The sequence below is a fragment of the Streptomyces sp. NPDC002884 genome (assembly GCF_040295245.1).
Taxonomy (GTDB): Bacteria; Actinomycetota; Actinomycetes; order Streptomycetales; family Streptomycetaceae; genus Streptomyces.
In genome coordinates, this window is sequence record NZ_JBEOVB010000009.1 from 114,780 (window position 1) to 140,144 (window position 25,365).

A 25,365-nucleotide genomic window follows, 5' to 3' on the forward strand; every position below is an offset into this window, starting at 1 on the left:
CCTCTCAGGTCACGTCGTCATAACCGTTGACGCGGTCCGTGCTCGTCTGTTCCGGCAGCGTGCGGCTCGCGGTCACCGACTCGACCTCGCCGATGGCCTCGGGGCTGAGGTCCAGCTCGGAGGCCTCGTCGTCGGCGGGGCCCAGCGCGTCGCGGCGGCGCCTGCGCCGGTCGTTCAGCAGGGAGAAGGCCGTCGCGCCGAAGTACAGGATCCAGATCGGTCCGGCGAGCGCCAGCATCGAGATGGGGTCGGTGCTGGGGGTGGCGACGGCGGCGAACACCGTGATGCCGATGATCATGGCCCGCCACCAGCCGAGCATGCGCTTGCCGGTGACCATGCCGGTGAGATTGAGGAAGACCAGCAGCAGCGGCAGCTCGAAGGAGAGGCCGAAGACGACGACCATGCGCGTGACGAGCTGGAGCAGGTCGTCCAGCGGCAGCAGGTTGCTGACGCCGCCCGGGGTGAAGTCGATCAGCACCTTCGCGGTGGTCGGCAGCACCCGGTAGGCGAAGTAGCCGCCGCCGATGAAGAGCGGGGCGCCCATGCCGACGAACGCGTAGGCGTACCTGCGCTCGTGGTTGTGCAGACCGGGGGCGATGAAGGCCCACAGCTGGTAGAGCCAGACCGGCGAGGCGAAGACGACTCCGGCCATCAGGGAGACCTGGAGGGCCAGCGTGAAGGGCGCGAGCAGACCGTTGATCGTGATGCTCGCGCACTTGTTGGTGGAGTCGCCGGAATTGAGCTGGCCCGCGATCTCTTCGAAAGTCTTCCCGCAGCCGACCGAGTCGAGGATCGGCTTGGTGAGGAAGTTGATGATGTCGTTGTAGAAGAAGGCGGCTACGACCGTCACGACGACGATGGCCAGCATCGCCTTCGCGAGCCGGTTGCGGAGCTCACGAAGGTGATCCGCGAGGGGCATCCGCCCCTCGGGGTCCTTCTCCTGTTTGCGGGCAGGCTTCAGCAACCCACGTTCCCATCTCGTGCGGCGGGCCGGAGGTCACCGGCCCTGCGTCAGCGCTTGGTCGTGTCCGTCGGCTCGGTGACCGGACGGGAGCTGGTCACGTCACCGGGGGAAGCCTGGATGGTGCGCTGAGCCGGGGGCTGCTCGTCGTTGTTGGGCGGGCCGGCCGGGGTGGCCGTGCTGCCGCCCTCTTCCTTCATCGCCTTCGCCTCGCTCTTGAGGATGCGAGCGGACTTGCCGAGCGAGCGCGCCATGTCGGGAAGCTTCTTGGCGCCGAACAGCAGGATGACGACGACGAGGATGAGAATGATCTCGGGGGCGCCGAGCCTTCCGAACATAAGTCTTTACCTTCTCACCGAGGCTGCGGGGGTGGGTTGCCGTCCGATCGGTCGGACACCTGTCCGAGCGATCGTGTTGACAGCGATCGTAACGCTCAGGGGTAAACGTGAGGCAATCCCCGTGCGTACTCCCGGTCCGCGGTCCGGGCCTCGTTCTCCGAGCCGCGACCAGCAGCGTACCTGCCCTCCCTGCCGGGGCGGGAGGGCGAAGTGGCCCAAAACGCATGAGCCGCAGGACTCACAGGACGCCCACAGCGCCCGCCGGGAGTCGCCACAGCGACCGTCACAGAGTGTCCACGGCACGGGCCGCGCTCGCGGCGGCCCGTTCCAGATCCTGGGCAGCCCGGTCGATCCGGCGCGCGGACTCCGCGACCTGCCGTCCCAGCCGCCGGGCCTCCGAGAAGACCCGTACGGCGAACACCGCGAGGACGGCGAGACCTGCGAAACCCACGGCAACCGCGAACATCGGCCAGAACATGGGGCCGAGCCTAGACCGTCCTACGGGGTCTGCAGCCGCAGGGTCCTGACCCCGCCGCCGGTGAGCAGTTCGACGATCCGCTCGCCGGCCGGCTTGCGCACGGCGGCACCGCAGTCGGGGCAGGTGAAGGAGTAGAACGTGGTCCGGCTCGACGCGCCGATCGCCAGACGCAGGGCACTCGCGGCCAGCTCGAAGGCGCCCCGGCAGTCGGGGCACCCGGCCCGGAAGCGCACCGGCCCCGCGCTGCGCATGCCGGCGAACGCGGAGGCCACCGAGATGCCCCGCACACCGGACCCCGTCGACTCGCTCAAAGCCCCTGCTCCCGCCCCTCGAACCGACTTTCGCCCCGCGGTCCCGGCTGCTCGCCGGGCACCGCGTGCGGCCCGGCGGCCGCGCCGCGCGCCTCGATCCCGTCGTACGCCGCCAGCGCCTCACGGGCGGCCCGGCGGGCGCTGTCGGCGAGCTCCGGCGGCGACACGATCCGGCCGTCGCGGCCGAGTCGCAGCGCCAGCCGCCTGAGCGAGGCGGGTTCGGGCGTGCGCAGGGTAATACGCAGTCCGCCGTCGGGAAGCTCATCGGCGCTGTCGTGCGGGTAGTACTCGGCGACCCAGCGGCCTCCCGGACCGACCTCCACGACGACCTCCGGGTCCTCGGCGGCCGGCTGCACGAGCCCCTCCGACAGATCCCGGAGCTCGATCTCGGGCGGTGCGGACGGCTCGTCGAGGATCTTGATCTCGGCGACCCGGTCCAGCCGGAAGGTGCGGCGCGCCTCCGAGCGGCGGCACCAGGCCTCCACGTACGTGTGCCCGACGCTCACCAGCCGGATGGGGTCGATCTCGCGCTCGGTGACCTGGTCGCGAGCGGGCGAGTAGTAGCGGATCCACAGCCGGCGCCGCTCGGAGATCGCCCGGTCGACGTCCGCGAAGACCCCGCCCTCCGACTCGAACGTCACCGACAGCCTGGCGCTCGCGCCCGCCGCCTCACCGGCCGCGGCCTCCACCTTGGCCGTCGCCCGCAGCAGCGCCTGCCGGTCGCCCTCCCGCAGTCCGGGCAGTGTGGACACCGCCCGGGCCGCCACCAGCAGCGCGGTCGCCTCGTCGGCGGCCAGCCGCAGCGGCTCGGCGGCCTCCGCGCCGAGCGCGGCCGGGTTGTGCCACCAGATGCGCTCGCCGTCGGTGTCGATGTCGAGGAGATCGCCGCCGCGGAAGCTGGTGCCGCACATGGGCAGCACGTCGAGGTCCGAGACCAGCTCGTCCTCGGTGATCCCGAACGCGCGCGCCACGTCCTCGATCCGCGCGCCGGGGCGCTCCCTGAGATACGTCACCAGGGAGAGCATCCGCCGCGTCTGGTCGATGGCGTTCGTCGGCCTGACCGGTTTGCCTGCCACTGTGTTGCTCGCTCCCCCTCAGCCCTTCGCCACGGCCCGTAGCCGGTCCACGACGTCCGCGCGCAGCTCGGCGGGATCGAGGACCACCACGTCCGGCCCGAACTCCACCAGCCAGGCGTCCAGCCCGTGCCCGTACGGAATCTCCAACTCGTCCCAGCCGTCCCCGAGTTCCCGCACGGCGGTGGCCTTCGCCCGCAAGGGGTACCCGGCGTCCGTCCGCAGCCGGATCAGCGCGCTGCGGTCGGCGTTCTCTCCCGCCCAGCTCGCGACCGTCTCACGGACGGTGACGACATCGGGGACCGGCGCGGTGAAGCTCGCGCCGCGCGAGCGCACCCTGCCGGTGATCCGCGACAGCCGGAAGACCCGCTCGGCGCCCCGGTCGCGGTCGAAGCCGGCCAGGTACCAGTGGCCGCGCCAGCACTCCAGCGCCCACGGCTCGACGTGCCGGGGCTCCGGGTGCGCGGCGGTGGCCTTGCGGTAGTCGAACATGACGGGCCGGCGGTCGCGGCAGGCCAGCATCAGCGGCTCGAACGCGGCCTCGTGCACGGGAATCCGGGGTTCCAGGGCGCCGTGCGGCTCGTACGGGTCGACGTCCTCGGGAAGACCGGCAGCGCGCAGCTTCTGGAGGGCGCCGCTCGCGGCACCCGCCAGCCGGGCCTGCTGCCACACCTTGGCGGCCAGGCCCAGCGCCGCGGCCTCCTCGGCGTCGAGGGTGATGGCCGGCAGACGGTTGCTGTCGCGGCGGGCGAGGTAGCCGATCTCGCCGTCCAGGCTCTCCACGGTCTCGATGACCAGGCCGAGCTCTCGAAGATCGTCCTTGTCCCGCTCGAACATCCGGTTGAACGAGTCGTCCGACCCCGCCGCGCCGCCGCCCGGCCGGAAGGTCTCGACGTACGCCTCGATGGAGTCGCGCAGCTCGCGCTTGCTGAGCGGGCGGCGCGTCCCGAGCAGACACAGCGCCAGGTTCATCAGCCGCTCGGCCTTGGCAATGGCCATCGACGCCCTTCGCCTCCCCTATGGTGCTTACGATCGACGACCGTACCGCCCCGCGGCGCCCGGACAAAAGCCGAGGGTCCATGCCCGGGCGGGCATGGACCCCAGGTGATCAACACTGGTCGTGCGACGGTCAGACCCCGAGCAGGTCCACGACGAAGATCAGCGTCTCGCCGGGCTTGATCGCCGGGGTGGGGCTCTGGTCGCCGTAGGCGAGGTGGGCCGGAATGGTCAGCTGGCGACGGCCGCCGACCTTCATGCCCTGCACGCCCTGGTCCCAGCCCTTGATGACCCGTCCGCCGCCGAGCGGGAAGCGGAACGGCGTCCCACGGTTCCAGCTGGCGTCGAACTCCTCGCCGGTGCTGAAGGCGACACCGACGTAGTGGACGCTGACGTTGTGGCCGGCCTGGGCGACCTCGCCGTCGCCCTCCCAGATGTCCTTGATCTCGAGGTCCGCCGGGGGCGCGCCTTCGGGGAAGTCGATCTCGGGCTTGTCAATGCTCACGTCACTGGCTCCTGCATGTCTCACGGAAAGGCAACACGGACAGTCTTACACCTTCGCCGGGCTCAACTCTTGGCGATGATGTCCACCGAGAAGACCATGGTGGAGTCCTTCTCGATACCGCTGCCGCTCGGCGGGCTGTCGCCGTAACCCAGCGCCGGCGGGACGACGATGACGACCCGGCTGCCCACCTTCTTGCCGGTCAGACCCTGCGCCCAGCCCTTCACCACCTGCTGGAGCGAGAACGAGGTCAGCGAACTGCGGCTGTACGAGGAGTCGAACTCCTTGCCCGTGGCCCAGACGACGCCCTTGTACTGCACCAGCACGGTGTCGTCGGCCGCGAGCTTCGGGCCGTCCCCCTCGATGACGTAGTTCGACACCAGCTTGGTCGGCGGGTCCGACTTGGGGACCTCGATCGAGGGCGCCTTGCCGTCGGTGTTCGTCCCCACCTTCGGCAGGGCGGCGTCGTCCTGCGGCACGTCCTTGCCCTTGGCCGAGCTCTTCGCGTTGAACGTGTCCTGGATGTCGAAGACGAACACCAGCGTGTCGGTGCCCTTGATGCCCGTGTCCGCGTCGCCGTCCTTGCCGAAGGCCCAGGTCGGCGGCACCGAGAAGAGCACCCGGCTGCCGGTCTTCTTGCCCGTCAGCGCATAGCGCCAGCCGTCGATGGTGCCGCCCTTCGCGAGCTGGGTGAACAGCGGCTTCTTGGTGTCGTAGGTGTTGAGGAGGACCTTCCCGGTGTCCCAGATCTGGCCGAGGCAGTTGGACTGGATGTAGTCGTTCTCCGCGACGATCTTGCCGGTGCCCGCGATCACCGTCTTCACCGCGAGTTGGTCCGAGGGCTCACCGGTGCCCTTGGCGACCGTCGGCTTCTCGTCGAACTTCACCCCCGCCGTGATGGCCGGCAGCGGGCCGTCGACGATCTTCGGTGGAGGCGTCCCTCCGGCGGAGGACGACGCGCTGTCGCTCGCCTTGCTCGAGTCGGACTTGTCGTCGCCGCACGCGGCGAGAGTGACCAGTCCAGCGGGTACGGCGGCAAGGATGACTGAGCGTCGGCGCACGATGAAGCCTCGTAATCGGTCGATCTTCTGATGGCGTGCGCGCTACCTTAGCGACGTTTGTCGACGTGCGAAGGGCGCCGTACGGGAACGTACGGCGCCCGTGTCGCGTTCCGCAGCGCGTGCGGAACGCGTCACTCACATTCCGGCGATCAGCTTCTCCACCCGGTCGTCCACCGACCGGAACGGGTCCTTGCACAACACGGTGCGCTGTGCCTGGTCGTTGAGCTTCAGGTGCACCCAGTCCACCGTGAAGTCCCGGCGCTGTTCCTGCGCACGGCGGATGAAGTCGCCGCGCAACCGTGCCCTGGTGGTCTGCGGCGGCACCGACTTGCCCTCGAAGATCTTCAAGTCGTTGCAGATCCGCGCCGCTTGGCCCCTTCGCTCCAACAGGTAGTACAGACCACGACGACGGTGGATGTCGTGATAAGCGAGGTCTATCTGCGCCACCCGCGGATGCGACATGGTCATGTTGTGCTTGGCCCGGTACCGCTCGATGAGCTTGTACTTCATCACCCAGTCGATCTCGGTGCCGATCCGGTCGAGGTCCTCCGCCTCGATCGCGTCCAGCGTGCGGCCCCACAGCTCCAGGACCTGGTCCACGGTGCCGGTACGCACACCCCGGCGCTCGACGAAGTCCACGGCCTTCTCGTAGTACTCCCGCTGAACCTCCAGCGCGGAGGCCTCCCGGCCGCTGGCCAGCCGCACCTTGCGCCGGCCCGTGATGTCGTGACTGACCTCACGGATCGCCCGGATCGGGTTCTCCAGCGTCAGATCCCGCATGACGGTGCCCGCCTCGATCATGCGCAGCACCAGGTCGGTCGCGCCGACCTTGAGCAGCATGGTCGTCTCGGACATGTTGGAGTCACCGACGATGACATGCAGACGGCGGTAACGCTCGGCGTCCGCGTGCGGCTCGTCGCGCGTGTTGATGATGGGCCGGGAGCGGGTCGTCGCGGAGGAGACGCCCTCCCAGATGTGCTCGGCCCGCTGACTGACGCAGTAGACCGCCCCACGGGGCGTCTGGAGCACCTTGCCCGCGCCGCACAGCAGCTGGCGGGTCACCAGGAACGGGATCAGGATGTCCGCGAGCCGGGAGAACTCCCCGTGCCGGGCCACCAGGTAGTTCTCGTGACAACCATAAGAGTTGCCCGCCGAGTCCGTGTTGTTCTTGAAGAGGTAGACGTCGCCCGCGATTCCTTCCTCGTGCAGGCGTCGTTCCGCGTCCACCAGGAGTCCTTCGAGAATGCGCTCGCCGGCCTTGTCGTGGGTGACCAACTCGGTCACGTTGTCACATTCCGGTGTCGCGTATTCCGGATGCGATCCCACGTCGAGATAGAGGCGGGCGCCGTTTCGCAGAAAGACATTGCTGCTTCGGCCCCATGACACGACACGGCGGAAGAGGTACCGCGCCACCTCGTCGGGAGACAGCCGGCGCTGTCCCCTGAACGTACATGTGACGCCGTACTCGTTCTCCAGCCCGAAAATGCGGCGGTCCATGAGTGAACATTACGCCCGATCCCCTGAACTGAAACGGGGTTCGGCAGCACGGTTTGGATCATTTTCCGATGAAGCCGCAACGACCCCACTTCCGGCGGGAACTGCCATTACCCGCCCTGTGGCCAGCAAAACCACCAGCGACACGGCGCCCGCGACGGCCGGCACGGTGAACCCCCACAGCGCGCCGCCGGCCTCTACGACCGGACCCGCCAGGCCCGTTCCCACCGACGCGCCGACCGTGAACGTCGTCACCAGCCAGGAGAACGCCTCCGTGACCGTCCCGCGCGGCGCGTGCCGGTCCACGATGACGAACGCGCACGCGATGGCGGGCGCCAGGAACACGCCCGCGAGCGCCGTCAGCGCCACCATGGCCACCGCGCCCGGCATCAGCGTCAAAGGCAGGTAACACACCGCCAGAAGCGCCACCAGGGCCTTCAGTCGCCGTTCCGGCGGCCCCGCCCACTGCCGCGCCCCGTACACCACGCCACCGACCAGCGCGCCGAGCCCCAGCGCCGCCATCAGCCAGCCGTACACCGCGTCACCCCCGTGGTCGTCCGCGTACGGCACGGACGCCACCGTGATGGACCCGAGCGCGACACCGATGAACAGGAACGCGCCGAGGAGCGCCAGCAGACCGGGCGAGCGCAGCGCGCCCAGCCAGTGCGCCTCGCGCGGGGCCGAGCGCCACGCGCGCGAGGGCGGCGACACGACCACCGACAGCGCGCCCACCACTCCCACCGCGTTCAGCAGCAGCAGGGCGCCCTGCGCCGACCACACCGACACGCACAGGGTCACCAGCAGCGGCCCGACGGTGAACATCACCTCCTGCGCCACCGCGTCCATCGCGTACGCCGTGTGCACCTGGTCCTCACGGCGCAGCACCGCCGGCCACAGCGCCCGCAGGCCGCCCTCCAGGGGCGGCGTGAAGAGTCCGGCGGCCGCCACCGCCGTGTACGCGAGCGGCAGCGGGTCCGTCCCCACGAAGGCGAAGGCCGCCATGGCGAGGGCCGAGACGAACGCCGCGGGCAACTGGACCCGCGGCTGCCCGTGCACGTCGACGAGCCGCCCCAGCAGGGGCTGCCCTACGGCGTTGGCGACGCCGTACACGGCCGCCAGCGCGCCCGCGAGGCTGTACGTGCCGCCCCCGGCGCGCACGAACAGCACGATCGCGATGGCGGCCGTGGCGTTGGGCAGCCGTCCGACGAGGGTGCCGGTCAGCAGCCGGGCGGCATGCTTCGCCCTGAGGATCTCCAGGTATCCCGCGGCCAATGTCCCGCCTCCGTCGGCTCGCCCGAGGCAGTGGCCCGCCTCGGGGTTTTACGTATAACGTCTCTTGTCATACGTACCATGTGCGCTGTTCGCCAGTCCAGACGAAGGAGCAGGCCCCCGGTGGCACGAGGTAGCACGCGCCCGACGAGCCGTGACGTCGCCCAGGCCGCGGGGGTCTCCCAGGCCGCCGTCTCCCTCGTCCTCGGCGACAAGTGGCGCGGCCGCGTCTCCGAGACCACCGCCGAACGCGTCCGGGAGGCGGCCCGCGACCTCGGCTACCGGCCCAACCTCGCCGCCCGCAACCTCCGCCTCGGCCGCACCCGCACGGTCCTGCTCGTCGTCCCCGCGCTCACCACGGAGTTCTTCGCCGGCGTCTACACCGGGGCGGCGCGCGTGGCGGCCGAGCACGGCTTCGGAGTGGTCCTCTACCCCTCCCCCGAGGGCGTCGGCCCCGCCCGCGACCCCTTCGCCTCCGCCCAGGCCGCCCTCGACGGCGTCCTCGCCTCGTCGATGGCCGCCGACGCGCTGAGCGCCATCCGCGGCGACCAGCTCCCCCTGGTGATGCTGGACAGCGACCCCTTCGGAAGCCTCGGCGCCGCCACGGTCAACCTCGACATCGCGGACGGCGTCCGCCAGGTCGCCGACCATCTGCTGGGTCTCGGCCACCGCCGCTTCCTGCACCTCGCGGCCGACATCCCGTCCTGGACCTTCGAGGTGCGCGCGCGTGAGCTCGCCGCCCGGGTCGGCGCGGCGGCGGGGACCTCGCTGCGCACCGCCGCCGCCCCGATCTCCATCGACGGCGCCCTGGCCGCCGCCGAGGCGGCACTGCGCGCTCCGGGACCGCGGCCCACCGCCGTCGTCTGCGACGACGACAAACTCGCGGCAGGCGTCTACAAGGCCCTGCGGCGCCTCGGCCTGCGCGTCCCCGACGACGTGTCCGTCACCGGCCTGGACGACCTCGCCCTGGCCACCGCCCTCGACCCCGAGCTGACGACGGTACGACTGGACGCCGAGCTGTTCGGCGAACGAGGCATGCGGGCCCTCCTGGCCGTCCTGGAGGGCCGCACACCGGAAGGTGGGGACATCCCCGTCGAACTGGTCGTACGGGCCTCCACGGCGCCTCCGAACGCCTCCTGAGACGCCCTGCGCCCCGGCCGAATCATCGACCGGGGCGCACAAGGGCGTGAAACGCGGACGGCGCTACTCCTCGTCGGAGCTCTCCGCCTCCGTGGCCGCTCCGTCGATCTCCAGCAACCGGCCCAGCTGACGGCCCACGATCCGCTTGAACTTGCGCGACTGCGGCCGGGTACGGTCCAGCACCGCCACCTCCAGGCGCTCGGCGGGAATCTCCCGCTCCGTGCCGTTGGTGTCGCGCGACAGGGCCTGCACGGCCAGCTTCAGCGCCTCGGCCAGGCTCATGCCGTCCTGGTGACGCTGATCCAGGTAGCTGCTGATCTGCTCGGCGTTGCCGCCGACCGCCACCGATCCGTGCTCGTCCACGATCGAACCGTCGTGCGGCAACCGGTAGATCTGGTCCCCGTCCGGCGTGGCGCCGACCTCGGCCACCACCAGTTCCACCTCGTAGGGCTTCTCGCCCGCCGAGGAGAAGATCGTGCCCAGCGTCTGCGCGTACACGTTGGCCAGACCACGGGCGGTCACGTCGTCGCGGTCATAGGTGTAGCCACGAAGGTCGGCGTACCGGACGCCGCCGATCCGCAGGTTCTCGTACTCGTTGTACTTGCCGGCGGCCGCGAAGCCGATCCGGTCGTAGATCTCGCTGAACTTGTGCAGCGCACGGGACGGATTCTCACCGACGAACACGATGCCGTCGGCGTACTGGATCACGACGAGGCTGCGCCCGCGCGCGATGCCCTTGCGGGCGTACTCGGCGCGGTCGGCCATCGCCTGCTGGGGTGAGACATAGAACGGCGTCGACACCGGTTATCCGTCCCTTTCTGTCGAAGTCACTGGATCACCTGGGATGAGAACGGGGCCGCCGGCTACAGCAGGGCGGCGCGAGGGCCGTCCGGCTGCTCCAGGCGACGCGCCAGGATCGAGCGGGCGATCTCCGCCGACTCCTCATCGGTGAGCCGGCGGAAGCCGTCCTCGGTGATCACGGTGACGATGGGGTAGATCCGGCGTGCGACATCGGGACCACCGGTCGCCGAGTCGTCGTCCGCCGCGTCGTAGAGGGCCTGGACCACGAGGGTCGTGGCCTCCGACTCGGACAGGCCGTTGTGGAAGAGCTTCTTCATCGCCCCGCGCGCGAAGATCGAGCCGGAGCCGGTGGCGGCGTAGTTCAGCTCCTCGGAGCGGCCGCCCGTGACGTCGTAGGAGAAGATCCGGCCCCGGTCCCGGTCCACGTCGAACCCGGCGAAGAGGGGCACGACCGCCAGGCCCTGCATGGCCATGCCCAGGTTGGAACGGATCATGGTCGACAGCCGGTTCGCCTTGCCCTCGAGCGAGAGCTGGGCTCCCTCGACCTTCTCGAAGTGCTCCAGCTCCAGCTGGAACAGCTTCACCATCTCGACGGCCAGGCCGGCGGTACCGGCGATTCCGACGGCCGAGTACTCGTCAGCCGGGAAGACCTTCTCGATGTCCCGCTGCGCGATGACGTTGCCCATCGTGGCGCGACGGTCACCGGCGAGCACGACACCACCGGGGAACGTCACGGCGACGATCGTCGTGCCGTGCGGCGCCTCGATCACACCCTGCGTCGGGGGCAGCTGCCGCTTGCCGGGCAGCAGCTCCGGCTGGTGGTCGGAGAGAAAGTCCATGAAGGACGAGGACCCGGGCGTCAGGAAGGCAGCCGGTAGACGCCCGGTGCTACGAGTGTTGGCTTCCATGGAGTTCCTTCCAGGTAAGCGGCTGCCCGACGAACAGCGTCGGGATCGTCTCCCAACTTGCCGATGGCCGAATTGCAGTTGAAGCACAGTACGCCTCGGACCCTACCCGTCTCGTGGCAGTGATCCACATGCGCGGCAGGAGCTTTCAGGCAGATCACGCAGAGACCCATCTGGGAGGCCACCATCGCGTCACGCTCGGCTTCCGTCATGCCGTAATGACGCTTGAGGTGTCCGCGGCGCCCCTTGACTGCTTTGCACGCCTTGCAGCAGGTCGCAAGGCCGTCGGACGCTGTCGCGTTGCGGTGCCACTCAGTGTGCGGCTTGATCTCCTCACAGCTGCGGCAGAACTTGTGTCCGTCGGGCGTCTCCACCCGAGGCCGCACGTTCCGGCCCTTCGCGAGTTGACGGGCCTGGTGATATGCCGCCCAGCATTCCCGGCAGTAGGCCTGCAACCCGTCCCGGGCCGCCCTGTTGCCGGCGAAGGCTGCCCGTGGCTTCGACTCCCTGCACCGCGAGCAGCTCTTCACCGCCTCTTCGCTTGTCAAGTTCAGAGCCCCCCATAGCCTTCAATTCGAAGGCTACTCGCCACCCTTCTGAACGAAACTTCGAACGAAGTCCTCTGCGTTCTCCTCGAGGACGTCGTCGATCTCGTCGAGAACCGAGTCCACGTCGTCGCTCAGCTTCTCCTGACGCTCCTTGAGGTCCTCCGACGCCTGCGCCTCGGGCGCCTGCTCCTCGACCTCCTCCGTGGAGCGCGTCGCCTTCTGCTGGCCGCCGCCGGTGTCCTTGGTCGCCATAACCCTCACCCCGCTCTTTCGCCCGACATGGTCGACAGGTCGGCATTCCTGCCGATCGGTGATGATCAGACCCTACAAGCCGGGTCCGACATCGGCCCCGCAGTTGCCACAACGTACGGGGGCCACCTCGATGATTCCCGGACGGGAGGGTTTCCACCCCGTCCCGGAGGTTGCGTCCGGGTGGTCGTTCAGCCGCCCGAGAGGACCTTGACCAGGTCTTCTGCCGTGCGGCAGCGGTCCAGGAGCTCCTTGACGTGATTTCGCGTTCCGCGAAGAGGTTCGAGGGTTGGGACGCGCTGGAGCGAATCCCGACCCGGCAGATCGAAGATCACCGAGTCCCAGGAAGCGGCGGCGACGTCGTCGGCGTACTGCTCCAGACAGCGGCCGCGGAAGTACGCGCGGGTGTCCTCCGGGGGCTTCGTGATCGCCCGCTCGACCTCTGTCTCGTCCAGCAGGCGCTTCATGCGGCCACGGGCCGCGAGACGGTTGTAGAGGCCCTTGTCGGCCCGTACGTCGGCGTACTGGAGGTCCACGAGGTGCAGGCGGGCGGCGTCCCAGTCGAGGCCGTCACGGCGCCGGTAGCCCTCCATGAGCTCCCGCTTGGCGACCCAGTCCAGTTCGCCGGAGAGGCTCATGTGGTCGTTCTCCAGACGGTTCAGGGTGTCCTCCCAGCGCGCGAGGACGTCCTTCGTCTGGTCGTCGGCGTCCGAGCCGAACCGCTCCTCCACGTACTTGCGCGACAGCTCGAAGTACTCCATCTGCAACTGGACCGCGGTGAGCGTACGACCGCTGCGCAGGGTGACCAGCCGCTTCAGGGTCGGGTCGTGGGAGACCTGGTGGAGGGTGCGGACCGGCTGGTCGACCGCCAGGTCCACCGCGATGAAGCCGTCCTCGATCATCGACAGGACCAGGGCCGTCGTGCCCAGTTTCAGATACGTCGAGATCTCGGAGAGGTTCGCGTCGCCGATGATCACATGGAGGCGGCGGTACTTCTCCGCGTCGGCGTGCGGCTCGTCGCGCGTGTTGATGATCGGGCGCTTCAGCGTCGTCTCCAGGCCGACCTCGACCTCGAAGTAGTCGGCGCGCTGGCTGAGCTGGAAGCCGTGCTCATGGCCGTCCTGGCCGATTCCCACGCGGCCGGCGCCGGTGACCACCTGGCGCGAGACGAAGAAGGGCGTCAGGTGGCGCACGATGTCCGAGAAGGCGGTCTCCCGCTTCATCAGGTAGTTCTCGTGCGTGCCGTAGGAGGCGCCCTTGTTGTCGGTGTTGTTCTTGTAGAGGTGGATGGGCTGCGCGCCGGGCAGTGCGGCGGCCCGCTCGGCCGCCTCGGCCATGATCCGCTCGCCGGCCTTGTCCCAGAGGACGGCGTCACGGGGATTGGTCACCTCGGGCGCGCTGTACTCGGGGTGTGCGTGGTCGACGTAGAGGCGTGCGCCGTTGGTGAGGATGACGTTGGCGAGGCCGATGTCCTCGTCGGTGAGCTGGCTCGAGTCGGCGACCTCGCGGGCGAGGTCGAAGCCGCGCGCGTCCCGCAGCGGGTTCTCCTCCTCGAAGTCCCAGCGGGCCCGGCGGGCCCTGTGCATCGCCGCCGCGTAGGCGTTGACGATCTGGGACGAGGTGAGCATGGCATTGGCGTTGGGGTGGCCGGGGACGGAGATGCCGTACTCCGTCTCGATGCCCATTACTCGCCGTACGGTCATGCGGCCCTCCTTGCCCGGCGGCACCCTCGGTCGTGGGCGCCGCTCAGATACCGGTGGTGCTCCGGCGCGTGTGCGGTGCCCGTCCCCGCACTGCGCGACCCGGCGGTACGGAAGAGCCTAGAACGCCTCCGCGCTGGTGGGGAGATCATTTGCGTCATTGCCTTGCTCCAGCCGTGGCCCGGAAAGCAGTCGGCTGCGGGTACCCGTGGTGGGCACCCGCAGCCGCCCTGTTCTTACAGGTACTGTCCGGTGTTCGCCACCGTGTCGATGGAGCGTCCGGTGTCCGCGCCCTGCTTTCCGGTGATGAGGGTACGGATGTACACGATCCGTTCGCCCTTCTTTCCGGAGATCCGGGCCCAGTCGTCGGGGTTGGTGGTGTTCGGCAGGTCCTCGTTCTCCTTGAACTCGTCCACGCAGGCCTGGAGGAGGTGGGAGACCCGAAGGCCCTTCTGGTTGTGGTCGAGGAAGTCCTTGATGGCCATTTTCTTGGCACGGCCGACGATGTTCTCGATCATCGCGCCGGAGTTGAAGTCCTTGAAGTAGAGGACTTCCTTGTCGCCGTTGGCGTAGGTGACTTCCAGGAAGCGGTTTTCCTCGGATTCGGCGTACATGTGTTCCACGGCCGTCTGGATCATGCTCTGGACGGTGGTGGTCCGGTCGCCGGCGTGTTCGCCCACGTCCTCCGGGTGCAGCGGGAGGCGCGTGGTGAGGTACTTCTGGAAGATGTCCTTCGCCGCTTCGGCGTCCGGACGCTCGATCTTGATCTTCACGTCGAGGCGGCCGGGGCGCAGGATCGCGGGGTCGATCATGTCCTCACGGTTGGAGGCGCCGATGACGACCACGTTCTCCAGACCCTCGACACCGTCGATCTCGGCGAGGAGCTGCGGAACGATGGTGTTCTCCACGTCCGAGCTGACGCCGGATCCGCGGGTGCGGAAGAGCGACTCCATCTCGTCGAAGAAGACGATGACGGGGGTGCCCTCGGAGGCCTTCTCCCTCGCACGCTGGAAGACGAGGCGGATCTGCCGCTCGGTCTCACCGACGTACTTGTTGAGGAGCTCGGGACCCTTGATGTTGAGGAAGAAGCTCTTGCCGGTGGCCTGGCCGGTGACCTCGGCGACCTTCTTGGCCAGCGAGTTGGCGACGGCCTTGGCGATGAGCGTCTTGCCGCATCCGGGAGGTCCGTAGAGCAGGACGCCCTTGGGCGGGCGCAGCTCGTGCTCCTTGAAGAGGTCCGGGTAGAGGTACGGGAGCTCGACGGCGTCGCGGATCATCTCGATCTGGTTGCCCAGACCACCGATCTGCTCGTAGCCGATGTCCGGGACCTCTTCGAGGACGAGTTCCTCGACCTCGCTCTTGGGCACGACCTCGTAGACGTAGCCGGAGCGGGGTTCGAGCAGGAGGGCGTCGCCGGGCCGGATGACGACGTCGAGGAGCGGCTCGGCGAGCCGGACCACCCGTTCCTCGTCGGTGTGCCCCTGCACGAGGGCGCGCACGCCGTCCTCGAGGATCTCCTTGAGGGTGACGATGTCGCCGACGCTCTCGTACTCCATGGCCTCGACCACGTTGAGCGCTTCGTTGAGCATCACTTCCTGGCCGCGCCGGAGCTCTTCGAGCTCGACGCTGGGGCTGACGTTCACCCGGAGTTTGCGGCCCCCGGTGAAGATGTCGGCCGTGCCGTCCTCGTTCGCCGTGAGGAAGACACCGAAGCCGGCCGGCGGCTGGGCGAGCCGGTCGACTTCTTCTTTGAGGGCCACGATCTGGTCGCGGGCCTCACGGAGTGTGTTCGCGAGCCGCTCGTTCTGGGCGGACACGCCGGCCAGGTTTGTCTGTAGTTCGACGATCCGCTCTTCGAGAATCCTCGTGTGCCGCGGAGAGTCGGCGAGCTTGCGTCGCAGGACGGCGATCTCCTGCTCAAGGTAGGCAATCTGCCCGGACGGGTCGTCGGACCCTCGTCCCGGGCGGATGCCGCGGTTCATGTCGTCGTCGTGGGCTGCCACGGTCCTCACCTCCTCCAAGGGGAGCTGGACGCTTCCAGACCCTACCTGGGTGGGTGTCGATTGAAACCCCTAGATCACAAAGACTGTCGGGGTGTGTCCGATCTTCACCCTTGCGCTCTCCCTCACGCCAGGGGAATACCCACCGAACACGGTCCGGAAGCCGCCGAGGGTAGGGTCGAAGTGTTCAACACCCGTCAGAGCCTGCATGGTTCCCTTGCGGCTCGACAGTAAACGGCAGGAGATATGGGCGTGCAGCAGGAGACCGGTGTCGGCAGCGAGGAGCTGGAGGTCTGGATCGACCAGGATCTCTGTACCGGCGACGGGATCTGCGCCCAGTACGCGCCCGAGGTGTTCGAGCTGGACATCGACGGCCTGGCCTACGTCAAGAGCGCCGACGACGAACTGCTCCAGGCCAAGGGCGCCACGACCCCGGTGCCGTTGACGTTGTTGACGGACGTGGTGGATTCCGCGCGGGAGTGCCCGGGCGACTGCATTCATGTGCGACGCGTTTCGGACAGCGTCGAGATCTACGGTCCGGACGCGGAGTGAGTTCCCGGACACGGAACGTCACGGCTGTCTGATTTCTCACAGGGCCGGTGGCCCGGATCAGACGCTGTGGGCACCCGCGGGTGTCGAGCGGATGAACCTGTCGTCCTTCCACTGCCACTTGGCGCTGTCCTTCACGTCGGGGCAGCAACTGGGTACGTCGGCGGTGGAGTAGCCGAGGAGCGTGGCGAGGACGGCGCCGTCGGTGACGGAGAGGCTCGTGACGGTGTTGCGGGCCTTGGGGTCGACGAGGGTCGCGACCACGCGCGCGTGTGTGCTGTCCGCGCCCTGGGTGAGGACGTAGACGCCGTCGGGCGGGGTTCCCATGGGGGCGTCGCAGTGGACCACGGCGACGGTCTCCGGCGTGCCGTCGCCGTCGAGGTCGCCACTGGCTTTTTTGACCACGAGGGCCTGCACGGGGCCGCATTCGAGCGGGAAGTCGACGCCGGTGGTGGCGGGGGCCGCGGTGGTGACCGGGGCAGGACCGGCCGCCGGGCCCGCGGCCTGGGCGGCTGTCGCGGGTTTGGGCTGCAGGAGCGAGGAGAAGGCGACGACGCCGGCCAGGGCGGCGGCGGTCGCGACCCAGTGGATCGGCCGGGTGTGGGTGTGTGCCAGTTCCGGGACGGCGGATTGCTGCACTGGCAGTGTCTCCTGTGGTGGCTGTGCCGGTGGGGGTGGGGGATTGGCCAGCATCGTGCCACACGTCACAGGGTGGGGGAACGGCGGGGTACGGGATATCGGACGCGGATCCCGGACGCGCGCCCCTCGGCGCCCAGGCGTGCCGGCGGACGCGGGACCGGTGTCCGGCCGACGCCAACGACAAGGCGCCGTGGCCGAGTTCCGGGTGGTCCGGGAACGCGGTCACGGCGCCTTGTCGTCGAACGCTGTGCTGGGGCGGCGTCAGCGGCCGCTGCCTCCGTCGGCGTTGGGACCGGTGTAGTCCTCGCCGTAGGCGCCCTTGGCGGGGCGGCGGCGGCGCATCGGCGGCTCGACGCCGTCGGCGAGCCGACGGGCGGTGAGCAGGAAGCCGGTGTGGCCGATCATCCGGTGGTCCGGGCGGACCGCCAGGCCCTCCACGTGCCAGTTGCGGATCATCGACTCCCAGGAGGTCGGCTCGTTGAAGGAGCCGATCTCGCGGATGGACTCGACGGTGCGGGCGAGCTGGGTCGTGGTGGCCACGTAGCAGCACAGGATGCCGCCGGGCACGAGGGCCTTGGAGACGGCCTCCAGGCACTCCCAGGGGGCGAGCATGTCGAGGATGACGCGGTCGACGTCGGTGTCGGACAGGTTGTCCTGGAGGTCTCCGACGGTGAGCTGCCAGGCGGGGTGCGGGCCGCCGAAGTAGCGCTCCACGTTCGCCTGCGCGATCTCGGCGAAGTCCTCGCGGCGTTCGTAGCTGTGCAGCATGCCCTGGTCGCCGATGGCGCGCAGCAGGAAGCTGCTGAGCGAGCCGGAGCCGACGCCGGCTTCGACGACGCGGGCGCCGGGGAAGATGTCGGCGAAGGCGAGGATCTGCCCCGCGTCCTTCGGGTAGACGACGGCTGCCCCTCGGGGCATGGACAGGACGTAGTCGGGGAGCAGGGGGCGCAGCGCGAGGTAGGCGACGTTCCCGGTGGTGCGGACAACGCTGCCCTCGGGAGCACCGATCAGCTCGTCGTGCGGGAAGGAACCCTTGTGGGTGTGGAAATTCTTCCCGGCCTCGAGCGTGAACGTGTAGTGGCGGCCCTTGGGGTCGGTCAGCTGAACCTGGTCCCCGACCTTGAAGGGCCCGCGCCTGCGGGCGGCACCGGTCGGTTCGGACATGTGAACAGCCTACCGGGGTTTGCCGGGGCCGCCGACCACGGGGACGGCCCCGCTAGGACGGCCTGGCCATGGCCTTGACGAAGGCGCGCTCGACGTCGGCGGCGGACAGGACGCCGAAGATCTCGCCGGTCTCCTCGACCACGAGGTACTCGGTGGCGGGGGTGGCCCGCAGGACGTCGAGCAGGTCCTCGCCGGCCAGCTCGGCGGAGACCCGCATGCCGTCGGTGAGGTCCTGGGCGAGACCGCTGACGGCGACCCAGGGGCGGCGGTGTTCGGGCACCCCGACGATGGCGGCCTCGCGGACGAGGGAGAGGGGTTCGCCGTGGGCGTCCACGACGACGAGGGCGCGGGCGCCGGCGTCGTTGGCGCGGCGCAGGGCCTCGGAGAGGGGGGTGTGGGTCTCCACGGGGACGGCACGCCGGGTGAGGGTGCGGGCGCGCAGTTCGGGAAGGTGTTCGCGCAGGCGGGCCATGCGCAGGCTGTTGCCGGCGCCGGTCCAGATGATCGCGGCGAGGATGGCCGCGAGGAGGGCGTCGGTGACGGTGTCCATGCCGACGCTGTCCTCGGCGCTGGAGCCGAGGGCGCCGGACTGGGTGAGCAGGGGCAGGCCGATGAGGACCGAGACGGCGAGGGCCCGGCCGACCCAGGCGGCGGCGATGGTGCCGTTCATGGGCTTGCCGGTGAGCTTCCAGACGACGGCGCGGAGCATGCGGCCGCCGTCGAGGGGAAGGCCGGGCAGCAGGTTGAAGATCGCCACGATGAGGTTGGAGATCATCAGTCCGGCCAGCAGGACGCCCGGGACGGTGCCGGGCTCCACGGGCTGCATGGCGAGGTAGAAGAGGCCGACGAGGACGAGGGAGAGCAGCGGGCCGACGAAGGCGAGCCAGAACTCCCGGCCGGGGGTCTCGGCCTCCTTCTCGATCTCGGAGACGCCGCCGAAGAACTGGAGCTGGATGCGGCGGACCGGGAGCTTGAAGCGGAGGGCGGCGATGGTGTGGGCGAGTTCGTGGATGAGCACGGAGGCGTAGAAGGCGACCGCGAAGAAGAGGGAGACGAGGTAGCGCAGCGCGCCGAGTTCGGGGAGCACGCGGTCGAGCTGGTTGCCGAAGACCCAGGTGATCAGGGCGGCGACGAGGAACCAACTGGGCGCGACGTAGACGGGGACACCGAAGGGACGGCCCATGAGGAGGCCACCGCGCGGCTGCTCCGGGGGGCGCTGGGGCGGGGGGCCCTTCGGGAGCATCGGGGCGGGGGCGGGTGCCTGCGCGGGGGTGGGAGGTGCCGGTTGCCCGGCCGCGGTCCCGGTCCCGGTCCCGGTGTCGTCCTCGGCGTCTCCGTTCGCACCGGGGGCGCGGTGGTCGTCACCGGGTGACGAGGGCCCCCGCGGGGTGTCCCCGTCGTCGGCCGACGCGGCTTGGGCGGACGCGGTCCCGCCCGGCTCCGGCGCCTCGGACGTGGTCGGCGCGGGTTCCGCGTCGGGCGTGGCCGGGCCGGGGGTGCCGGGGTCCGGGGTCTGCGCGAGGTCGGTGGCCGGAGACGCAGGTGTCGCGGGGTGCTCGGCCGACTGCTCGTTGTCCGGCCGCGGCCGCCCGGTCCCGCCGCTTTCCACCACGGTGTCCCCTCGTCGAAGCGTCTCCCGCTCGTACAGGGCGGGAGGGTCTCGAACTGATGGTATGCGGCGGTCGTGACGTGTTCCGCCCCGGCACCCCCCGTGTTTCCGTGGTCGTCGCCGGTGTTCGCGGCGAGCCGGGGTGCGCGGGCTGGGTGACTGTCAGTGGTGGGCCGTAAGGTCTGGGGTCATGGAGAGCAGCAGCGAGGGCGTCGCCCGGGTGGGCGACGGCGGTGTCGTGGAGGATCCGGCGCGCACGGAGGCAAACACCCAGGAGCCGGCCGCCCCGGAGTCAGCCGCTGCGGAGCCGGCCGCTGCGGAGGCGATCGACCCGGGGCCGGTGGTCCCGGGGTCGGTGGCTACGGCCGTCGCCGCCAAAGCGCCCGCATCGCTCTCGCCCTCGCGGGCGGGTGACTTCATGCAGTGCCCGCTGCTGTACCGGTTCCGGGTGATCGACCGGCTGCCGGAGAAGCCCAGCCCGGCGGCCACGAAGGGCACGCTGGTGCACGCGGTCCTCGAGCGGCTGTTCGACGCGCCGGCGGCCGAGCGGACCGCACCGCGGGCCAAGTCGCTGATCCCGGGCCAGTGGGACCGGCTGCGGGAGACGCGGCCGGAGGTCGTGGAGCTGTTCGCCGACGATCCGGAGGGCGAGCGGCTGGCCGGCTGGCTGGTGGAGGCGGAGCGGCTGGTCGAGCGCTGGTTCACGCTGGAGGACCCGACGCGGCTGGAGCCCGCCGAGCGGGAGATGTTCGTCGAGGCCGAGCTGGAGTCGGGGCTGCGGCTGCGCGGGATCATCGACCGGGTCGATGTCGCGCCCACCGGCGAGGTGCGGATCGTCGACTACAAGACGGGCAAGGCGCCCCGGCCGGAGTACGCCGAGGGCGCGCTGTTCCAGATGAAGTTCTACGCCCTGGTCGTGTGGCGGCTGAAGAACGTCGTCCCCCGGCGGCTCCAGCTCGTGTACCTGGGCAGTGGTGACGTGCTGACGTACGACCCGGTCCTGGCCGATCTGGAGCGCGTGGAGCGCAAGTTGCTCGCCCTGTGGGAAGCCATCCGGCTGGCGACGGAGACAGGTGAGTGGCGGCCCCGGCCGACGAAGCTGTGCGGCTGGTGCGACCACCAGGCGCACTGCCCGGAGTTCGGCGGCACTCCCCCGCCGTATCCGCTTCCCGTGACGCTGCCGGTGAGGGCGGCGGAGTCCGAGGGCGGAGCTCAGGGCAGAATGGGCCCGGGCTAAAGAAGGAGACATACGTGGCCATCCGCGTCCTACTCGTCGACGACCAGCCGCTGCTGCGTACCGGCTTCCGGATGATCCTGGAGGCCGAGCAGGATCTCGCGGTCGTCGGCGAGGCCGGAGACGGCCTCCAGGCTCTCGACCAGGTGCGGGCGTTGCAGCCCGACGTGGTGCTGATGGACATCCGCATGCCGCGGATGGACGGGGTGGAGGCGACCCGGCAGATCACCGGGCCGGGGCGGGACGGGCCGGCGAAGGTGCTGGTGCTGACCACCTTCGACCTCGACGAGTACGTGGTGGAGGCGCTGCGGGCCGGGGCGAGCGGGTTCCTGCTGAAGGACGCGCCCGCCAACGAACTGGTCCAGGCGATCCGGGTGGTGGCCTCGGGCGAGGCCATGCTGGCGCCGAGCATCACGCGTCGGCTGCTCGACAAGTACGCCACGCATCTGCCCTCGGGCGACGAGCCGGTGCCGGACACGCTGCACACGCTGACCGACCGTGAGGTGGAGGTGCTGAAGCTGGTGGCGCGCGGGTTGTCGAACGCCGAGATCGCCGCCGACCTCTTCGTCAGCGAGACCACCGTGAAGACACACGTCGGCCACGTGCTGAACAAACTGGGCCTGCGCGACCGGGTGCAGGCCGCGGTGTACGCGTACGAGAGCGGTCTGGTGCGCCCCGGCGCGCAGTAGCACCGGGAGAGCCGAGGAGACCGGAAGCAACAGGAAGGCGCCCCCTGGTCGGTGGGCGCCTTCCCGCGTGTGGCTGCCGGGTCGTCAGCCCTTGCTGAGTTCCCAGAAGCGGAACACCGTGGAGGCGTCCAGGCAGTTCTCCAGGCCGTAGACGTTCTCGCCGACGACCGCGTACTGCTTGGCCTGCCACAGGGGCAGGACCGGCACTTGCTCGGCGACGATGTTCTGCAGCTCGGCGTAGTCCGCGTCGGTGGCGGTGCGGTCGCTCTGCGCGGCGGTGCGCGGGATGAGCGTGCCGGTGATGGTGGTGTCGGCGAAGTTGTTGCTCAGCACGTTGCCCTTGCCGAAGAAGGGCGAGGTGAAGTTGTCGGCGTCCGGGTAGTCGGGCACCCAGCCCTTGACGTAGACGCCGTACCTGCCGTCGGCGATGCCCTTCTCGTACTGCCCGTAGGAGACGGACCGGACGTCGGCGTCGAACAGGCCGCTGGCGTTGAGCTGGGCCGCGATCGCCTTCAGTTCCTGGTCGGTGGCCGGCCCGTAGCGGGTCGGGGTGGACCAGAGGGTGAGCTTCACCTTGTCGGTGATGTCCTCGTCGGCGAGCGCGGCGGCGGCCGCGGCCCGGGACGGGCGGGCGCCGTAGCGGTCGAAGAAGGCGGTGTTGTGACCCGCGATCCCGGCCGGGATGATCGAGTAGAGGGGTTCCGCCGTGCCCTCGTAGACGTCCTTGATCAGGGCTTCGCGGTCGATCAGGTGGGCGATGGCCCGGCGGACGCCGAGCTTTCCGGCGACCGGGTCGTCCATGTTGAAGACGAGGTGCTGGACCTCGGCGCTGCTGCCCTCGACGACCTCGGCGCCGCCGTCGGCGGTGCTCTGCTGGATGTCGGAGACATCGGCGGCGGTGAGGCCCCGGTAGGCGATGTCGATCTCGTTCGCGAGCAGGGCCTGCTCGAGGGCCTTCTGGTCGCCGCCGAAGAACTTCAGGGTGACGCCTGTGTTGTCGGCTTCACCGGCGCTGCCCCGGTAGTGGTCGTTGACGGAGAAGACGGCCTCGTCGTCGCCGAAGGAGTCCAGCTTGTAGGGGCCGGAGCCGACGGCGGCGCCGTCCTCACGCAGGCCGTCGGCGTCGTACTCCTCGTGGTCGACGATGGAGCCGGCGCCCGAGGCGATCTTGCTCGGGAAGGTGGCGTCGGGCACCTTGAGCCGGAAGACGACCGTCCGGGCGTCGGGTGTCTCGACCTTGTCGAGCATGGGGAACATGATCGCCGGGCCCGCGTCGTCGTCGATCTTCAGCATGCGGTCGAAGGAGAACTTGACGTCCTCGGAGGTGAGCGCGTCGCCGTTGCTGAACTTCAGGCCGTCCTTCAGCGTGCACGTGTAGACCTGGGTCCGCGTGTCGGTGAAGGAGCACTCACGGGCGGCGTCCGGTTCGGGTTCCGTGCCGCCCTTGGGGAAGCTCAGCAGTGACTGGAAGACGTTGTTGAACAACAGCCAGGAGCCCGGGTCGTAGCCGGAGGCGGGGTCCGTGGCCAGAACGTCGTCGGACATCCCCAGGACCACGGAGGAGGCGTCACCCCCGGAACCTCCGCTCTGGGTGCCACAGCCGGTCAACAGGCCGGAGGCCAGTCCCGCCACGATCGGCAGGACTGGCCACTGGTTACGCATGTTCACAAAATGCCTTGTCGTTGTTTCTCTGCTCACCGGGGCCGTCGTACCGGGCCCCGGAGGGGGTGCGTCAGTTGCTCACACCGTGGCCGAGCTCCCACAGCTGAAGGGTCGCGGAGGAGTTCAGCACGTAGGCCGTGCCGGTCACGTCGTTGTTGGCGGCGACGTACTGCTTGCCCTGCCACAGGGGCAGGATCGGAACGTCGCGGGCGACGATGTCCTGGATCTCCGTCAGGTTCTTCGCGGCGCTGAGGCGGTCGGCCTCGCGGCGGGAGGCGGGGATCAGGTTGTCGATGATGTCCGCGTTGGAGTACGGGGACTTGAGGAAGTTGTCCTTGTCGAGGAACGGGGCGACGAAGTTGTCGGCGTCGGGGAAGTCGGGGAACCAGCCCATGCCGTAGACGGCGTACTCGCCCTTGCGCTCGGCCGGGACGAACGCGTCCCAAGAGGTGCCCTTGATGGTGACGTCGAACAGACCGCTGTCGTTGAGCTGCTTCTGCAGCACCTCGAACTCCTGCTTGGTGGCAGGGCCGTAGTGGTCGGTCGTGTAGTTCAGGGTCAGCTTCACCGGGGTGGTGATGTCCGACTCCTCCAGCAGGTCCTTCGCCTTGGCGACGCTCGGGTCGCCGTAGGTGTTGAAGAACGAGTTGGAGTGGGCGGTGAGGGTGGCCGGGACCAGCGAGTAGAGGGGCTCGGCCTGGGAGCCGTAGACCTCGGAGACGAGCTCGCTGCGGTTGATGATCTGGGCCATCGCCTGGCGTACGGCCTTGGACTTGACCGCCGGGTCGGTGGTGTCGAAGGCCAGGTAGCGGATCTCGAGGCCGTTCAGCTCGACCAGGCTGGTGTCGCCGGCCGCGGATGCCTCGGAGAGCTTCTGGATCTGCTCCGGCGACATGGTGCGGGTCATGAGGTCGATGTCGCCCTTTTCGAGGGCGGTGCCCATGGCGTCGGCGTCCTCGTACGAGACCATGTCGACCTGGTCGTTGTTCACCTTCAGCGTCCCCTTGTAGTTGGGGTTCTTGGTGAACACGGCCTTGGTCATCTCGTCGCCGTCGGTCTCGGCCTTGAGGGTGTAGGGGCCCGAGCCGTCGATCGAGAAGCCGTCGCGCAGCTTCCCCTTCTCGTAGTCGTCGGGATTGACGATGCCGGCGACCGGAGTCGACAACTTGAAGGGGAAAGTGGCGTCTGCCGTCTTGAGATGGAAGATGACTTCGTTGTCACCCTGCGTCTCGATGGTGTCGATCGTCGAGAGCAGGGCGAACACGCCGGAGTCGGCCTTGATGGTGCGGGCGCGCTCGATGGAGAACTTGACGTCCTCGGCGGTGACCGCGTCGCCGTTCGCGAACTTGAGTCCGTCACGCAGCTTGCAGGCGTAGCGCTCGTTGCCGGTGTCGGTGAAGCCGCAGCTCTGGGCCGCCTCCGGAACGGGTTCGCCCTCGCCCTTGGGCTGGATCATCAGGGTCTGCACGGTCTGGCGCAGGATGTTCCAGGTGCCGACGTCATAGGAGTACGCCGGGTCGAGCGGCGCCGGGGCGTCCTTGGTGACGGTGAACCGGTCGGTGGTGCCCATGACGATGGCGTCCCCACTGCCGCTACCACCGTCGGACCCGCCGCAGGCGGCGAGTACGGGCGCGAGCAGACTGACCACGGCCGGCAGCACCAAAGTCTTGCGGTTCATGCTCGAGTTTCTCCAGAGCTGTCGAGTCCGTGTACCCGGCATGCAGGGGTGTCGCGGCGGATCACGGGTTAGGGCGAGGTTCTCGCGATGAGGTTAGTCCGCGTCGGCACGAGGGTTCGCAGCCAGCGGAGTTGAAACTCCATCACGCTGCGAAACCGGCCGTGGACGCACTGAACAACCCTCAGCGGAAGGATTCGTACAGCCACCCATCAATCGGGACACAAAGACACGCTTAATCCCTGTTCACCTGGGCGTAATGCACACGGAGAGTCAACTGTCGACCCCCGCACGGGTGGGGAACGTCACATGCCGTAC

At 69.3% G+C, this 25,365-nt stretch carries 25 protein-coding genes; 4 read left to right on the plus strand and 21 right to left on the minus strand.

The genetic code is table 11. The annotated features are described in order from the left end of the window. Window positions 1–4 precede the first annotated feature (4 nt). The 10 genes from tatC to ABT070_RS20590 all read right to left on the minus strand — a co-directional run bounded on the left by tatC (window position 5) and on the right by ABT070_RS20590 (window position 8,486). Complete coding sequence (tatC, locus tag ABT070_RS20545) at window positions 5–964, minus strand: twin-arginine translocase subunit TatC (protein ID WP_351762479.1); 960 nt, start codon at window positions 962–964, stop codon at window positions 5–7. 47 nt (window positions 965–1,011) lie between these two features. Beyond that, window positions 1,012–1,299, minus strand: coding sequence for a Sec-independent protein translocase subunit TatA (gene tatA / locus ABT070_RS20550; RefSeq protein WP_351762481.1), 288 nt, complete (start codon window positions 1,297–1,299; stop codon window positions 1,012–1,014). 283 nt (window positions 1,300–1,582) lie between these two features. Continuing rightward, window positions 1,583–1,777, minus strand: a complete 195-nt coding sequence (locus ABT070_RS20555; RefSeq protein ID WP_351762483.1) for a hypothetical protein — start codon at window positions 1,775–1,777, stop codon at window positions 1,583–1,585. A gap of 20 nt (window positions 1,778–1,797) precedes the next feature. Continuing rightward, on the minus strand, window positions 1,798–2,088 hold the full coding sequence (locus tag ABT070_RS20560) for a hypothetical protein (protein WP_351762485.1): 291 nt from the start codon (window positions 2,086–2,088) through the stop codon (window positions 1,798–1,800). Continuing rightward, the gene (locus ABT070_RS20565) at window positions 2,085–3,164 is read right to left on the minus strand and encodes a helix-turn-helix transcriptional regulator (RefSeq protein WP_351762488.1); all 1,080 of its coding nucleotides are present in this window, start codon (window positions 3,162–3,164) and stop codon (window positions 2,085–2,087) included. Before ABT070_RS20565 ends, ABT070_RS20560 begins: the two co-directional genes overlap by 4 nt. An 18-nt stretch (window positions 3,165–3,182) precedes the next feature. Continuing rightward, on the minus strand, window positions 3,183–4,160 hold the full coding sequence (locus ABT070_RS20570) for a helix-turn-helix transcriptional regulator (protein ID WP_351762490.1): 978 nt from the start codon (window positions 4,158–4,160) through the stop codon (window positions 3,183–3,185). A 130-nt stretch (window positions 4,161–4,290) separates the two neighbouring features. Next, window positions 4,291–4,662: an FKBP-type peptidyl-prolyl cis-trans isomerase gene (locus ABT070_RS20575; RefSeq protein ID WP_351762493.1), complete on the minus strand. Its 372-nt coding sequence runs from the start codon at window positions 4,660–4,662 to the stop codon at window positions 4,291–4,293. A 62-nt stretch (window positions 4,663–4,724) separates the two neighbouring features. Next, window positions 4,725–5,720, minus strand: coding sequence for an FKBP-type peptidyl-prolyl cis-trans isomerase (locus ABT070_RS20580; RefSeq protein ID WP_351762495.1), 996 nt, complete (start codon window positions 5,718–5,720; stop codon window positions 4,725–4,727). A gap of 135 nt (window positions 5,721–5,855) precedes the next feature. Next, window positions 5,856–7,217, minus strand: a complete 1,362-nt coding sequence (gene pafA / locus ABT070_RS20585; protein WP_351762497.1) for a Pup--protein ligase — start codon at window positions 7,215–7,217, stop codon at window positions 5,856–5,858. 9 nt (window positions 7,218–7,226) lie between these two features. After that, complete coding sequence (locus tag ABT070_RS20590) at window positions 7,227–8,486, minus strand: MFS transporter (protein ID WP_351762500.1); 1,260 nt, start codon at window positions 8,484–8,486, stop codon at window positions 7,227–7,229. 120 nt (window positions 8,487–8,606) lie between these two features. Here ABT070_RS20590 and ABT070_RS20595 point away from each other — a divergent pair, with 120 nt between their 5' ends. Further along, the gene (locus ABT070_RS20595; RefSeq protein WP_351762503.1) at window positions 8,607–9,623 is read left to right on the plus strand and encodes a LacI family DNA-binding transcriptional regulator; all 1,017 of its coding nucleotides are present in this window, start codon (window positions 8,607–8,609) and stop codon (window positions 9,621–9,623) included. Window positions 9,624–9,686: 63 nt separating this feature from the next. On the opposite strand, the gene prcA is transcribed toward ABT070_RS20595, so the two are convergent. The 6 genes from prcA to arc all read right to left on the minus strand — a co-directional run bounded on the left by prcA (window position 9,687) and on the right by arc (window position 15,829). Continuing rightward, window positions 9,687–10,424, minus strand: coding sequence for a proteasome subunit alpha (prcA, locus tag ABT070_RS20600; RefSeq protein WP_351762506.1), 738 nt, complete (start codon window positions 10,422–10,424; stop codon window positions 9,687–9,689). Window positions 10,425–10,486: 62 nt separating this feature from the next. Then, window positions 10,487–11,332 carry a proteasome subunit beta gene (gene prcB, locus ABT070_RS20605; RefSeq protein WP_351762508.1) on the minus strand — a complete coding sequence of 282 codons (846 nt, stop codon included), beginning with the start codon at window positions 11,330–11,332 and terminating at the stop codon, window positions 10,487–10,489. Continuing rightward, window positions 11,284–11,877, minus strand: a complete 594-nt coding sequence (locus tag ABT070_RS20610) for an endonuclease VII domain-containing protein (protein ID WP_351762511.1) — start codon at window positions 11,875–11,877, stop codon at window positions 11,284–11,286. Before ABT070_RS20610 ends, prcB begins: the two co-directional genes overlap by 49 nt. 33 nt (window positions 11,878–11,910) lie before the next feature. Further along, window positions 11,911–12,129, minus strand: coding sequence for a ubiquitin-like protein Pup (locus tag ABT070_RS20615; RefSeq protein WP_020128324.1), 219 nt, complete (start codon window positions 12,127–12,129; stop codon window positions 11,911–11,913). 188 nt (window positions 12,130–12,317) lie between these two features. Beyond that, the gene (gene dop / locus ABT070_RS20620) at window positions 12,318–13,829 is read right to left on the minus strand and encodes a depupylase/deamidase Dop (RefSeq protein WP_351762514.1); all 1,512 of its coding nucleotides are present in this window, start codon (window positions 13,827–13,829) and stop codon (window positions 12,318–12,320) included. A 233-nt stretch (window positions 13,830–14,062) separates the two neighbouring features. Next, complete coding sequence (arc, locus tag ABT070_RS20625; protein ID WP_351762517.1) at window positions 14,063–15,829, minus strand: proteasome ATPase; 1,767 nt, start codon at window positions 15,827–15,829, stop codon at window positions 14,063–14,065. Window positions 15,830–16,072: 243 nt separating this feature from the next. Here arc and ABT070_RS20630 point away from each other — a divergent pair, with 243 nt between their 5' ends. After that, window positions 16,073–16,378: a ferredoxin gene (locus ABT070_RS20630; protein ID WP_351762520.1), complete on the plus strand. Its 306-nt coding sequence runs from the start codon at window positions 16,073–16,075 to the stop codon at window positions 16,376–16,378. Window positions 16,379–16,435: 57 nt separating this feature from the next. Here ABT070_RS20630 and ABT070_RS20635 read toward each other — a convergent pair whose 3' ends face one another. The 3 genes from ABT070_RS20635 to ABT070_RS20645 all read right to left on the minus strand — a co-directional run bounded on the left by ABT070_RS20635 (window position 16,436) and on the right by ABT070_RS20645 (window position 19,790). Next, window positions 16,436–17,014, minus strand: coding sequence for a hypothetical protein (locus ABT070_RS20635; protein WP_351762523.1), 579 nt, complete (start codon window positions 17,012–17,014; stop codon window positions 16,436–16,438). Window positions 17,015–17,275: 261 nt separating this feature from the next. Further along, window positions 17,276–18,178, minus strand: coding sequence for a tRNA (adenine-N1)-methyltransferase (locus ABT070_RS20640; protein ID WP_351762526.1), 903 nt, complete (start codon window positions 18,176–18,178; stop codon window positions 17,276–17,278). Between the two features lie 52 nt (window positions 18,179–18,230). Beyond that, window positions 18,231–19,790: a site-2 protease family protein gene (locus ABT070_RS20645; RefSeq protein ID WP_351762529.1), complete on the minus strand. Its 1,560-nt coding sequence runs from the start codon at window positions 19,788–19,790 to the stop codon at window positions 18,231–18,233. Window positions 19,791–19,977: 187 nt separating this feature from the next. Here ABT070_RS20645 and ABT070_RS20650 point away from each other — a divergent pair, with 187 nt between their 5' ends. Together ABT070_RS20650 and ABT070_RS20655 are read left to right on the plus strand one after the other, a co-directional pair. Then, window positions 19,978–21,024: a RecB family exonuclease gene (locus tag ABT070_RS20650; RefSeq protein ID WP_351762531.1), complete on the plus strand. Its 1,047-nt coding sequence runs from the start codon at window positions 19,978–19,980 to the stop codon at window positions 21,022–21,024. Window positions 21,025–21,038: 14 nt separating this feature from the next. After that, window positions 21,039–21,710, plus strand: coding sequence for a response regulator (locus ABT070_RS20655; RefSeq protein ID WP_020128315.1), 672 nt, complete (start codon window positions 21,039–21,041; stop codon window positions 21,708–21,710). A gap of 84 nt (window positions 21,711–21,794) precedes the next feature. Here ABT070_RS20655 and ABT070_RS20660 read toward each other — a convergent pair whose 3' ends face one another. Together ABT070_RS20660 and ABT070_RS20665 are read right to left on the minus strand one after the other, a co-directional pair. Beyond that, window positions 21,795–23,378 (minus strand): ABC transporter substrate-binding protein, encoded by a 1,584-nt coding sequence (locus tag ABT070_RS20660; protein WP_351762534.1) that lies wholly within the window; start codon window positions 23,376–23,378, stop codon window positions 21,795–21,797. A 64-nt stretch (window positions 23,379–23,442) separates the two neighbouring features. Further along, window positions 23,443–25,050, minus strand: a complete 1,608-nt coding sequence (locus ABT070_RS20665) for an ABC transporter substrate-binding protein (protein WP_351762537.1) — start codon at window positions 25,048–25,050, stop codon at window positions 23,443–23,445. Window positions 25,051–25,365: the final 315 nt, after the last annotated feature.

Excerpts from the sequence above, each read along its gene's own strand:
- tatA (WP_351762481.1), bottom strand. The coding sequence starts at position 1,299 with ATGTTCGGAAGGCTCGGCGCCCCCGAGATCATTCTCATCCTCGTCGTC.
- ABT070_RS20555 (WP_351762483.1), bottom strand. The coding sequence starts at position 1,777 with ATGTTCTGGCCGATGTTCGCGGTTGCCGTGGGTTTCGCAGGTCTCGCC.
- ABT070_RS20570 (WP_351762490.1), bottom strand. The coding sequence starts at position 4,160 with ATGGCCATTGCCAAGGCCGAGCGGCTGATGAACCTGGCGCTGTGTCTG.
- pafA (WP_351762497.1), bottom strand. The coding sequence starts at position 7,217 with ATGGACCGCCGCATTTTCGGGCTGGAGAACGAGTACGGCGTCACATGT.
- prcB (WP_351762508.1), bottom strand. The coding sequence starts at position 11,332 with ATGGAAGCCAACACTCGTAGCACCGGGCGTCTACCGGCTGCCTTCCTG.
- ABT070_RS20615 (WP_020128324.1), bottom strand. The coding sequence starts at position 12,129 with ATGGCGACCAAGGACACCGGCGGCGGCCAGCAGAAGGCGACGCGCTCC.
- dop (WP_351762514.1), bottom strand. The coding sequence starts at position 13,829 with ATGACCGTACGGCGAGTAATGGGCATCGAGACGGAGTACGGCATCTCC.
- ABT070_RS20630 (WP_351762520.1), top strand. The coding sequence starts at position 16,073 with ATGGGCGTGCAGCAGGAGACCGGTGTCGGCAGCGAGGAGCTGGAGGTC.
- ABT070_RS20640 (WP_351762526.1), bottom strand. The coding sequence starts at position 18,178 with ATGTCCGAACCGACCGGTGCCGCCCGCAGGCGCGGGCCCTTCAAGGTC.
- ABT070_RS20650 (WP_351762531.1), top strand. The coding sequence starts at position 19,978 with ATGGAGAGCAGCAGCGAGGGCGTCGCCCGGGTGGGCGACGGCGGTGTC.
- ABT070_RS20665 (WP_351762537.1), bottom strand. The coding sequence starts at position 25,050 with ATGAACCGCAAGACTTTGGTGCTGCCGGCCGTGGTCAGTCTGCTCGCG.